This is a genomic window from Mucilaginibacter sp. P2_A4 (assembly GCF_056405015.1).
On record NZ_JBFUCX010000004.1, the window covers coordinates 122,534 to 133,922 of the forward strand.

Here is an 11,389-nt window from a genome sequence, read left to right on the forward strand (position 1 = left end):
TGGATGCAACATTTTTGCCCTTTTTCGTTTTATAAATACAGGTGCAGCCAATTCTTAATTTCCGTAAGTGGTTTTAAAATTTTATTTTGCACTTTTTAATGACCAATTTTATTAAACCAGGTAAAACAGACACATCAACGGATGAAGAACTGCTTATCGTATACCGTAACAACGGCGACGTGGCGGCTTTAGGAAAACTATATGAAAGATATATGGTTTTGGTTTATGGCGTTTGTTTAAAATATCTGAAAGATGAGGACCTGGCCAAAGATGCTGTGATGGGGATATTTGAGGAGCTGATAATAAAGGTTAAAAATCATCACATCAACACATTCAGGAGTTGGCTATATGTATTGGGGCGCAATTATTGCTTAATGCAATTAAGGGCGGGCAAAAAATTAACAGTGGTTAATTTAGATGACGTTATGGAATTTACCCCGTTTTTGCATCCTGATGATAATAACCGCGAAGAAGCTTATAAAGCCTTAGAACAGTGTATTGATAAACTGGCCGGTGCACAAAAACAAAGCATCGACTTATTTTATTTAAAAGAGAAATGCTATAAAGAAATAGCCGATATAACCAATTTTAGCCTGAATGAAGTAAAGAGTTACATTCAAAACGGTAAGCGCAACCTTAAAATTTGCCTGGAGAAGAAAAGTGAATACTAAAAAAGCCGACATATTGCAGATCAGGAAGTACCTTAACGGGGAGCTTGATGCCAAAGCTATGCACAGGCTTGAACGGGAAGCGCTTGATGATCCTTTTTTAATGGATGCAATTGAAGGTTTTGAAGCAGCTCCCGAAGACCAGCAGGTCAACCTGGCCAAACTGACCGAAAGATTACATCAGCGCATTGAACCAAAGAAAGGTCGTGTTTTTTCATGGCAAATATGGTCAATAGCAGCATCTGTTTTGGTGATATTAACCATTGGCGCCTTGTGGTTAAGGAAAGCTCCGGTAACCGAAAAAACTGCCGATCAACAACTGGTCACGCTTAAAAAAGATAAAACAAATGTTGAGTTAAAGGATACCGTAACACCGGCTAAGCCTGTTACCGTTGTCCAGGCTCCTCTGCTTACTCAAAATGCAAAACAAACCACGATAGTAAAATCGGGCAATAAATCTGTTTACCAGGACGAAATATCATCGGGCGATAATAATACAGTCGCCAGCCTGCCGCCAGCTCCTATGTTTGCAGTTGCAAAACCAAAAGAGCAAACTGATGATGATAAAGAAGTTGTATCTGCAAGCGAGATAGTAGCATCAAATTATACCGAAACCCCAAAAGCGAAGAACAATAGCGATAGCCTGGCAGCACTTGCAAAAAAAGCACGGGACAAAGCCTCTGCTCCTTTTGAATCTAAACTAAAGGGCAAAGTTGATGGCTTAACCATAGTAACCTCCAAAGATTCCAAAACTCAGTTTGGCTATAACAGTATAAATGGAATAATTATTGGCAAAACCGATGGCGCTCCTGTTATTGGCGCGGCCGTTAGGATAGAGGGAACCAATAAAAGTACCGTGACCGATGTGAACGGCTATTTTTCAATGCCGGCAAGCAGCAATAAACAAACATTAGCCATAGCATCCATTGGATATTTACCTAAACAGGTGAGCGTAAAAGGCGGGGATAGCCTAAAAGTTGAACTTAACCCTGCCGATGGCGCCCTAAATGAAGTTGCGGTTGGCTACGGAAGTGTAAAAAAAGAAGCTATTGTAAACGCCCACCCACAAGGCAATATGAGCGCCCTTAAAAAATACCTGCAGGCCAATGCCGTTTTACCCAACGGAGAAGTTACCGGTACCGTTAGCGTAACATTTACCGTTAATGGCGATGGATCATTGACCGATTTTAAGATCAAAAAAAGCCTTACCCCCACAGCCGATCAAAAAGCTATTGATCTGATAAAGGCTGGCCCCACCTGGGTAGGGAACAGTACGGGCAAACCCGAAGAAGTTACAGTTAAGGTAAAATTCCAGCAACAAAAATAACAATCAAGGGGTTAGCCTCAGGAATCACCACATAATAGCGGGTTTACCTTTAATGATGATTTGCGGGATTCACAGACCACATCATTTCACATTAACCCTTGCCGTTTACCCATTTGTACCCTACCTTTAATCTATTAAAAAACGAAGCCATATGAATACTGAAAAAGCGATTTTGGCCGGTGGCTGCTTTTGGGGTGTAGAAGACCTTATTAAAAATTACCCGGGTGTTATTTCAACAGTAGTGGGATACACAGGCGGTGATGTACGTAATGCAACTTACCAAAATCACGGAACACATGCCGAAGCAATAGAGGTTATATTTGATCCCGCACATTTGCCTTATCGTGAACTGCTTGAATATTTCTTCCAAATTCATGATCCAACAACACGCAACAGGCAGGGAAATGACATCGGTACCTCTTATCGGTCCGCCATTTTTTTCCTGGATGAAACACAACGCGAAACTGCCAAAGCTTTAATTGCAGATATGGAAGCCTCTGGTAAGTGGCCAGGGAAAATAGTAACAGAAGTTGTCCCCGCAACTGATTTCTGGAACGCCGAAGAGGAACACCAGGATTATTTAAAGAAACACCCCTACGGATATACCTGCCACTTTGAAAGGCCCGACTGGAAACTGTAGCAATTACAAAGTTGTTGAGACTAGTATTTTTTTTGTAGAGACGCATATTTGCGTCTCCAGCGTGCAAATCGGAAAGGCAAATCCGCTCTGTATAACTGGAGACGCAAATATGCGTCTCTACGAAAGCGCTTGCTATACGTCATCGCCATCTTTTCAGGGTTACTCCTGATGGATTCACAATGACGCATGGCTATGTGTTTCATTAAAAGTTAATAAATCAAATTTAGACAACGTCTTAGATATAATCGCTTAATACAAGCTGCAATATCTTCACCAACTCCGGGTCGTTAAATTGGTACTCGTCTTCAATATCAAGTACAATTAAAGGTTTGTTACCCATTTCAAATCGTTGTTTAAGCAATTCCTTGTGCTTGCGCTCCATTACAAACACAACATCAGCCCTGTCAATCATTTTTTGATTCACCCGCGTACGTGCCTTATCACTTGTTCCCGCGGAATACGCTTTGTGTTCCGGGTGATCCTTAAACAGTAACTCGGCAGTAGGGCTGCGCCATTGGTTTTTACTACAGATGAAGAGGAGATTGGCCAAGTTTATTGTTTTTTTGGATGCCTGATAGCCTGATCGTCAGCGATTCTTTTCCACGCTTCCCTTGTCATTACAAAAAGATCATTTTTTTTGCAATCCCATATAGATACATATTTTTCCGATATAACATAATACTGCTGCCAGGTGGTTAGCTTTTCATAAAGCATTAAGGTGCAAATATCTGTTGCCGTAATAAAATCACCGGTTTGGGGCAAATGTGAATGCATTGAAGAAACTTCCTTCTTAATGCTATCGGCAGGGACATTAGTAAAGTAAGCCGGAATAATATTTTTGTGCAATTTATTCACACTTACAACCTCGTCATTGTCAAAGTTTATAAGATAATCATTACCAAAAACAACCACTCCCTGCTCATGCGTACCAGTTAAAACATACACCTTTTTAACACCTTTTATAATTATGGGCACAGGATTTAGGCTTGTATTTTTATAATATTTAAATGTAGTATCAGTATTAACCCGCTTAATGGCGACTTGCCTCATGTTGTATAATTCCTGCTCTATTTCACTGAGCTTTCGAACTACGGTATCAAACTTGTAGTTGTTTTCATTAAAATCATTACCAAACAAAGTTGTGCCCAATACAGCTGGCTTTTCCCCTTTTGAGAAAAATACATTTGCTAAACCATTTTGGGTTTCATAGGACAAATAGCCGCCAACCTGGTCACGCTTATCTTTACATTTTTCTAAAAATATATCTGTTCCATACCATGAAGCCCATTCAGAGCGAAAAAGAGCCTTGCCCTCATTAACTATACTATCAGTTACCCTGGAAATGTCTTTTTGTTGGGCTGCTGCTGCTATCGCATAAATCGTTAACGCACATAATAGTAGTATCTTTCTTTTCATGTGGCCGTTAATTTTCCGTAAATACCGGCGCTATTTTATAAATAATACTAATCACAAAAATCGCGATAGCAATATAAAAAATCCATTTCCCTTGCTGCCTGTCGTTTTCATTATAACCATATACCCGTTCACCATCAGGTAATGTTTTTTTGTAGGTTGCCAGGTGCCAGCCTATAAAAATGCCCAATATGCCGCCGGCCAGGGCAAATAGGTAGCCCACAATTATCCATGTTTTTTGCGATGGTTCGGGTGCTTTTAGTTCTTCAAGGCGGTCGGCTTTCAGGTCGGTTAACATTTTTTCATTGATGGAAACCCCACGTTCTATAAGTATTTTACGGGCCAGCTGATAGTCAAAAGCGCTCCATTCATCGGCTTTTGCAAGTATATCCATCAATTCCTCATCTGTAAAGCCATACAAATAATGATCATGATCCGCGTTGTTGATATTTTCAATTTCGCTATCCTTCAGCAGCTGATCCACTATTTTAAAATCTTCAGCTTTTATTTTTACAGAAAACTCGCTTGATAGCTCGGTTCGCCTGAAAGCGGGATCAAATGATGTACCTATTTCTTCAATGGTATATTCAATTCCGTGCTCATCCAATACCGCAGTAAGGGCATTGGCAAGGGCTAAATCATTAAACCTTTTAAACAATATAAGTACAGGCTCCATATAAGTAGTTGATGTTTAAATAGATCACAGGCCATTCTTGGGCACCCAGGCCTGACTCTTGATGAGCCATTTACCACTTACGATACGAAACACGAAAGAAAATGCGCCTTCTTCATTAAATGGATCACCGTTTACTGTGCCCGTATATTCAACCGGGACAATTAAATAGGCTAACTCCTCTGTTTGCCTAAAAATCTTGATCCGTTTAACGATAACTGTAAAATCCTTTATTTTAAATTCCTGAACAGCCTTTTGAACCGAGTTTACCCACTGCACACCAGCCAGCTGGCCATTCCACGAAAAAGGTTGTTGCTCATCGGTAACAACCGCGTTTGGCGCGTACATATCGGTAACTTTATCAATATCAAAAGTATAACATGCTTTTAACACCGTATTAACGGATTGCAGAACTTCGGGGTTTAGTTTTTTAACAGTATCGGCTAAGTTCACACCTGCCGCCATGGCTTTTTGCCCGGTTATCAAAATCAATAACAGGCCCACACGCACCATAGTAAATATGCTCTTCCTCATCATATCAGTTAATGTAGCCCATTCTTTTCGAAATTGAATTTATAAAGTTAAGCATCAATTACAAATAAAAAGAGAACCAATCCTATAAAATACTTCATTATATCACTTCCCTTTGGATGCCATATAATCTAACGTTAAATTACACAAAGCCTTAACACCTAAAGTAAAACCACTTTCATCAATATAAAAATCTGGTGTGTGATGTGATGGTGCAGTAAGCGGATCACCTCCTTTAGGCATTCCGCCTAAAAAGATAAACAGTCCCGGTACTTTTTCCTGGAAAAAGCTAAAATCCTCGGCCCCGGTTACCGGCGGGCGCAATAATACATTTTCGGCCCCTGCCGTTTTTTGCAAACTGGGCAGCATTTTTTGGGTAAGCTCCGGGTTGTTATAAGTAACCGGGTAATGATTACTGTAAGGTATCTTCACTTCGGCGGTGGCCCCCTGAGCTTCAGCAGTTTTGGTTGCTATTTGTGTAACGCGTTCAACTAATAGCTTTTCGTCGGCCGCGGTAAAAGAGCGCAGGGTGCCCAGCATCTCCACCCTCTCGGGTATAATGTTTGAACGATTACCCGCTTTTATAGCACCAATAGTTACAACCGCCGGATTTTCGGTAACGTTGATGTTTCGGCTTACAATGGTTTGCAGGTTATTGATTATCTCGGCTGCAACCACTATAGGATCAATGCTCGACCACGGGTAGGCTCCATGTGCCGATCGTCCTTTTACAATGATCTGCATATCGTTAACCCCGGCCATTGTTCCGCCCGGGCGATAGGTGATCTTGTCAACCTCGGTTTGTGAGTTGATATGCAAACCAAAAATCACATCAACCTTAGGATTTTCAAGTACACCCTCTTTCACCATTTCCTCCGCACCGCCTTTTTGACCGGGTTCAACCCCTTCTTCAGCGGGCTGAAAAATAAATTTAACGGTACCATGCAACTCGCTTTTCATAGTGGAAAGCACCTGTGCCACGCCCATTAAAATAGCCATGTGCGAATCATGACCGCAGGCATGCATAACGCCAACTTCCTGCCCATTATAGGTAGTTTTTACTTTCGATGCAAAAGGTACATCTGTGCGTTCAATTACAGGCAACCCGTCCATATCGGCACGTAAAGCGACTACCGGGCCGGGTTTACCTCCCTTTAAAATGCCCACTACCCCCGTTGTGGCTATGCCTGTTTGCACCTCGATCCCCAGCGACTGCAAATGTTTAGCGATAATAGCTGATGTGCGTACCTCGTGGTTACCAAGTTCGGGATGCTCATGAAAATCGCGCCGCCAGGCAATTACCTGGTCTTTTAGGGCATCGGCCTTGTTACTAACCTGTGTTATGCGGGCAGCATTTTGTGCAAATGCCTGTACTGCAAACAATAAAAAAAACAAGATCGATTTTGTTTTCATAGGGAGTTTTTGGAACAGTTAATATAAGAACAATACTTTGAATGTACTAACACATGCGTAAGCATATTTCAGGCACTGTTCCAACCCTCCCCCGCGGGCCAATTTTGATGGTTTACTTAAAACTAACCAAGTCGATATCAAATATCAAAACTGCATTTGCGGGTATAGGACCACCACCACTTGGACCATAACCCAAAGCCGAGGGAACAAATAACAAAATATTACCCCCTGCTTTTACATGTGGGATACCTATTTGCCAGCCCTTTACTAATCCATCAAGTGAACTGGAAAAACCGTTAGCTGAATCAAAGGGCCCGCCATTGATCAGTTTGCCCTTGTAATTTACGGTCACCATTGAATTGCTGTTGGGGTAAGCGCCCGTACCTTGTTTAACAACCTGGTAGTACAGCCCCGATGGATCTTTAACCGCTTTGATCATAGGGTTGTTTGAAAGATAAACGCGGATAACTGAATCATCGATTTTGGCTTGCTTTACCTTATCAACAGACGGTGCGCGAGAGCAGGAGGTTATTGCAATGGATGCAATAAATAGCAGTAACAATAAATTCTTCATTCAAATAATCACTAACCTTTTTAGGTGTATTAAAACATCGGAAATATACCAAATTAAAAAAGCCCGGAATTAACAATTCCAGGCCTCTTTTAATAATTAAAAATATTATTGGTTATTGGGCGCTATTAGCGTAACCGAAAATAACAAAACAGAATTAGGAGGTATTTTTCCGGTTGCATAGTTACCATAGCCATAAACTGATGGAATAAGCATTAAAACCTTACTCCCGGTTCTTACATGTGGCAATACTATTCGCCATCCCAATATTAAATTTCCTAATGTTTGGGAATAATTTGTATTGGCATCAAACTGGGTGCCATCAAGCAGTGTGCCGGTATAATTTACATTAATTGTTGATGCATCTGTAGGATACACGCCTGTTCCCGGCGTAATAACCTGGTAATAAACGCCTAAAGTATCCTTCACATTGGTAATTTCCGGATGAGCGGTAAGATAGGTTTTTATAGTAGCATCATCAATGGCCGCCTGTTTAGCAGCATCATAAGGTACAACATCGCTGTTTTTTGAGCACGAAGAAAAAATAGCTAACGGTAGTAAAAATAAGAATAGAATTTTTTTCATTTTAAATAAAGATCAGTTTAATTTGAATACGCTTTAACCACAACAAACGCTACAATTCAAAAAAACTTATTTATACCGTTGTTTTAATTTTAAGTTCATTCATCTGCGTATCAGCTATCGTTGATGGTGAATCGATCATCACATCGCGGCCCGAATTGTTTTTAGGGAACGCGATTACATCACGAATAGAATCCAAACCGGCGAAAATAGATACCAGGCGATCAAACCCAAGAGCTAAACCACCATGCGGAGGTGCGCCAAATTCAAAGGCATCCATCAAAAAGCCAAACTGCTTTTGCGCCTCTTCTGCAGAAAAACCTAAGTGCTTAAACATCAGCGACTGGGTAGCACGGTCATGGATACGGATAGATCCACCGCCAACCTCGGTACCGTTTATTACCAGGTCATACGCGTTTGCACGTACAGCTCCCGGATCGGTATCAAGCAGGGCAATATCCTCTGGTTTTGGCGAGGTGAACGGATGGTGCATGGCATGGTAACGGCTGGTTTCTTCGTCCCACTCCAGTAACGGAAAATCCAATACCCAAAGTGGTGCAAATTTATTTTTATCGCGTAAGCCTAAGCGGTTGCCCATCTCCAGGCGAAGCTCATTCAGTTGCTTACGTACTTTATCTGCAGGGCCGGCTAATACCAGCATCAGGTCGCCCTTTTCAGCTTCAAATGCCGCTGCCCAGTTGGTCAGTTCATCTTCGCTGTAAAATTTATCAACCGATGATTTTAGCGTGCTATCTTCGTTATAGCGGCAATAGATCATGCCGGTAACACCAATTTGCGGGCGTTTTAACCATTCGGTTATTTCATCTAATTGTTTACGGGTATAGTGGGCGCAACCTTTTGCGTTAATACCTACAACAAGCTCGGCATTATCAAAAACGCCAAAGCCTTTACCCTGAACAATATCATTCAGCTCCACAAACTCCATCCCAAAACGCACATCAGGTTTATCAGAACCGTACAGGCGCATAGCATCAGCATATTGCATGCGCGGAAAATCGCCCAGGTCGATGCCTTTTACCGTAGTAAACAGGTGGCGGGTTAAACCTTCAAAAATATTCAGGATATCTTCCTGGGTGATGAAAGACAGCTCGCAGTCAATCTGCGTAAATTCCGGCTGGCGATCAGCCCTCAAATCCTCATCCCTGAAACATTTCACTATCTGGAAATAACGGTCAAAACCGCTTACCATCAGTAACTGTTTAAATGTTTGCGGCGATTGCGGCAAAGCATAAAACTCGCCCGGGTTCATGCGGCTTGGCACCACAAAATCGCGGGCACCCTCTGGTGTCGATTTGATCAATACCGGGGTCTCTACCTCAATAAACTCAAGATCACTTAAATATTTGCGAATCTCCTGTGCCATTTTGTGGCGCAGAATGAGGTTGTTGCGTATTGGCGCACGGCGCAAATCCAAATAGCGGTATTTGGCCCTAAGCTCCTCGCCGCCATCAGTATCATCCTCAATCTGGAAAGGCGGGGTTTTAGCCGAGTTTAGTATCTCTATATCCTCCACGGCAATTTCAATTTCGCCGGTGGATATTTTTGTGTTTTTGTTGGAGCGTTCAAGCACCTTACCGGTTACCTTGATCACAAACTCACGACCAAGCTCGCGGCTTTTTTCGCGCAGGGTGGCGTCTGTATCTGTATTGAAAATCAGTTGGGTTAAACCATAACGGTCACGCATATCAATAAACGTGGTACCGCCCAAATCGCGCGATTTTTGTACCCATCCGCACAAAGTAACCGATTGGCCTAAGTTGCTGATATTTAATTCGCCGCAGGTGTGAGTTCTAAGCATAACTATATTTATAAAAGTTCGCAAAAGTAAGTTTTTGATTTCGGATTTGGAATGTTCGATTTCGGAATTTGAATTTGTTGAATCAAAAGTGTGTTCAAACAGGCACGCTATTGTGTAATTACTGTAAACAGGTGCCAGATCTGGTGCAATAATAAGATGCTGATATACTTACCGGGTAAAATACCTATTAAACCCAGATAGTTTTATTGATTTTAGGCCCAACATCGGTTTTTCGACAAAATACCAGGATAAAGCGGCGATAGCCAGCGTTGGCGGAAACGACAATAAGAAATGTTCGACAGGTTTTAACGCCGGGAATTTCAAGGCCAGCAATTGCTGAATTGGAAATGCGTAAATATAAAGCCCGTACGAAAGATCACCCAGCTTATGAAAGCCTTTTACCTGCAATTTTGGGTGATAGGAAAAAACCATGATGCCGTATATGACCACTATATTAAGCACAGTATCGATAAAAGGAAATCTGAAATGAAACAGGACGATAAAAAACACGCACATGGCCAGCAACAGCGGTATACTAACAATTATTTTATGGCGAAATAAATAGCACATAGCTCCCAGGAAAAACACCAATCCCCAACTACTAAGATACTTACCAAATTCGGGCGAATTTGGTATACCCCACCAAATAATATATACTATAATTATTAAAGGCAACAACAGCAGGTCTTTGAATTGTTTCTTTAAAAGCACCAACACTACGCCCCACAGCAATACACAAAAATACATGAACAGCTCGGCGGGCAACGTCCATAGCGGTACATCAACACTTATAGATATAAGATTGGAGGCAAAAACGCTCTTCAACACATAAAAATTACCGTGCAATGTAGCCATGTGCAATACAAAGTAATATATGTCGCTATTTGCAAAATATTGGGCCAATGGTAAGGTTGTACAAATTGGCCCTATAACCAAACTGCAAAAAATACCCGCAAAAAGCAATGCTGGAAATATACGTAGCAGGCGCGCCCAAACAAAACTATTAAGTGAAGGCTGCCTGTAAAGGCTTTTGGTTATTAAGTAACCGCTAATAGCAAAGAAAACTTTAAGTCCCAATGATCCAAAATTAACGATACCACAAAACTTGCCCATTGGTTCGTTGGCTTCATTACCGGTTAGCCAATATGAATGTGAGAAAATAACCAGCGTGGCCGCAATGAACCTGATCAAATCAAAATTATTGTTCCTGCCGGCATCTAATTGTTTTACGGTTATCATTTTCAAAACAAAACTATACTATTTTTTATAACGGGCAACTAAGCCGTACACAAAGGCAGGGAAATCACTTTTAAAATTAAAAACAAACAGGAGGCACCTATGGAGCCTGGCTTTGGGGTTTTGTCGTGCCATAAACACGATACTCCTACGGAGTCAATGACACACCAACCATTTCCAACTCCAGCGGAGTTACGTGTTTATAGCAAAAAGACATTGCTTCTTGGCTCCGTAGGTGCCTCCTGTTTAAAAGCGATTTCCCTGGTATACAAGGGCTAATGCATTAAATAATTCAAGCTGATAGCCACGATCCAACATCTGTTGTGTGCAAAATAAAAAATGCCGCTTGCACCGTAAGCCGCCACCTGATTTGTAGAGGGTATTTATAGGAAAGAGCCTTAAAAATCTTGCGCTCCATTACTTTCGGACTAAATCCCTACCTTTGCGCAATAATTCTCAAGGGGTGCCTTGCTTTGGTGTAATCAAAACAAATTGTTTTAACCAAACTGAAAGACA

The 11,389-nt window shown here is 41.5% G+C and carries 12 protein-coding genes; 3 read left to right on the top strand and 9 right to left on the bottom strand.

Features of this window, described 5'->3' with window-relative positions; genetic code table 11:
• Positions 1–98: 98 nt before the first annotated feature.
• From AC1DYB_RS09550 to msrA, 3 genes are all read left to right on the top strand, one after another.
• On the top strand, positions 99–671 hold the full coding sequence (locus tag AC1DYB_RS09550) for an RNA polymerase sigma factor (RefSeq protein WP_295714752.1): 573 nt from the start codon (positions 99–101) through the stop codon (positions 669–671).
• Complete coding sequence (locus AC1DYB_RS09555; RefSeq protein WP_477434387.1) at positions 661–1,995, top strand: carboxypeptidase-like regulatory domain-containing protein; 1,335 nt, start codon at positions 661–663, stop codon at positions 1,993–1,995. Before AC1DYB_RS09550 ends, AC1DYB_RS09555 begins: the two co-directional genes overlap by 11 nt.
• 151 nt (positions 1,996–2,146) lie before the next feature.
• A complete protein-coding gene (gene msrA / locus AC1DYB_RS09560) occupies positions 2,147–2,635 on the top strand; it encodes a peptide-methionine (S)-S-oxide reductase MsrA (RefSeq protein WP_477434389.1) in 489 nt (162 codons plus the stop codon).
• Between the two features lie 235 nt (positions 2,636–2,870).
• On the opposite strand, the gene AC1DYB_RS09565 is transcribed toward msrA, so the two are convergent.
• The 9 genes from AC1DYB_RS09565 to AC1DYB_RS09605 all read right to left on the bottom strand — a co-directional run bounded on the left by AC1DYB_RS09565 (position 2,871) and on the right by AC1DYB_RS09605 (position 10,876).
• A complete protein-coding gene (locus AC1DYB_RS09565) occupies positions 2,871–3,185 on the bottom strand; it encodes a low molecular weight protein tyrosine phosphatase family protein (protein WP_477434391.1) in 315 nt (104 codons plus the stop codon).
• A 2-nt stretch (positions 3,186–3,187) separates the two neighbouring features.
• Positions 3,188–4,051, bottom strand: a complete 864-nt coding sequence (locus tag AC1DYB_RS09570; protein WP_477434393.1) for a hypothetical protein — start codon at positions 4,049–4,051, stop codon at positions 3,188–3,190.
• A 7-nt stretch (positions 4,052–4,058) separates the two neighbouring features.
• Complete coding sequence (locus tag AC1DYB_RS09575) at positions 4,059–4,724, bottom strand: hypothetical protein (RefSeq protein WP_477434395.1); 666 nt, start codon at positions 4,722–4,724, stop codon at positions 4,059–4,061.
• A 24-nt stretch (positions 4,725–4,748) separates the two neighbouring features.
• Positions 4,749–5,258, bottom strand: a complete 510-nt coding sequence (locus tag AC1DYB_RS09580; protein ID WP_477391468.1) for a nuclear transport factor 2 family protein — start codon at positions 5,256–5,258, stop codon at positions 4,749–4,751.
• 99 nt (positions 5,259–5,357) lie between these two features.
• Positions 5,358–6,665, bottom strand: a complete 1,308-nt coding sequence (locus AC1DYB_RS09585) for an amidohydrolase (protein WP_477434397.1) — start codon at positions 6,663–6,665, stop codon at positions 5,358–5,360.
• A gap of 112 nt (positions 6,666–6,777) precedes the next feature.
• Positions 6,778–7,239, bottom strand: coding sequence for an FKBP-type peptidyl-prolyl cis-trans isomerase (locus tag AC1DYB_RS09590; RefSeq protein WP_477434399.1), 462 nt, complete (start codon positions 7,237–7,239; stop codon positions 6,778–6,780).
• Positions 7,240–7,344: 105 nt separating this feature from the next.
• Complete coding sequence (locus AC1DYB_RS09595) at positions 7,345–7,821, bottom strand: FKBP-type peptidyl-prolyl cis-trans isomerase (protein ID WP_295714728.1); 477 nt, start codon at positions 7,819–7,821, stop codon at positions 7,345–7,347.
• Between the two features lie 70 nt (positions 7,822–7,891).
• Complete coding sequence (gene aspS / locus AC1DYB_RS09600) at positions 7,892–9,637, bottom strand: aspartate--tRNA ligase (RefSeq protein WP_477434402.1); 1,746 nt, start codon at positions 9,635–9,637, stop codon at positions 7,892–7,894.
• A 168-nt stretch (positions 9,638–9,805) separates the two neighbouring features.
• Positions 9,806–10,876 carry an acyltransferase family protein gene (locus tag AC1DYB_RS09605; protein WP_477434404.1) on the bottom strand — a complete coding sequence of 357 codons (1,071 nt, stop codon included), beginning with the start codon at positions 10,874–10,876 and terminating at the stop codon, positions 9,806–9,808.
• Between the last annotated feature and the right edge of the window lie 513 nt (positions 10,877–11,389).

Coding starts and splice junctions, on each gene's coding strand:
- AC1DYB_RS09550 (WP_295714752.1), top strand. CDS start 99: ATGACCAATTTTATTAAACCAGGTAAAACAGACACATCAACGGATGAA.
- AC1DYB_RS09580 (WP_477391468.1), bottom strand. CDS start 5,258: ATGATGAGGAAGAGCATATTTACTATGGTGCGTGTGGGCCTGTTATTG.
- aspS (WP_477434402.1), bottom strand. CDS start 9,637: ATGCTTAGAACTCACACCTGCGGCGAATTAAATATCAGCAACTTAGGC.
- AC1DYB_RS09570 (WP_477434393.1), bottom strand. CDS start 4,051: ATGAAAAGAAAGATACTACTATTATGTGCGTTAACGATTTATGCGATA.
- AC1DYB_RS09575 (WP_477434395.1), bottom strand. CDS start 4,724: ATGGAGCCTGTACTTATATTGTTTAAAAGGTTTAATGATTTAGCCCTT.
- AC1DYB_RS09590 (WP_477434399.1), bottom strand. CDS start 7,239: ATGAAGAATTTATTGTTACTGCTATTTATTGCATCCATTGCAATAACC.
- AC1DYB_RS09605 (WP_477434404.1), bottom strand. CDS start 10,876: ATGATAACCGTAAAACAATTAGATGCCGGCAGGAACAATAATTTTGAT.
- msrA (WP_477434389.1), top strand. CDS start 2,147: ATGAATACTGAAAAAGCGATTTTGGCCGGTGGCTGCTTTTGGGGTGTA.
- AC1DYB_RS09595 (WP_295714728.1), bottom strand. CDS start 7,821: ATGAAAAAAATTCTATTCTTATTTTTACTACCGTTAGCTATTTTTTCT.
- AC1DYB_RS09585 (WP_477434397.1), bottom strand. CDS start 6,665: ATGAAAACAAAATCGATCTTGTTTTTTTTATTGTTTGCAGTACAGGCA.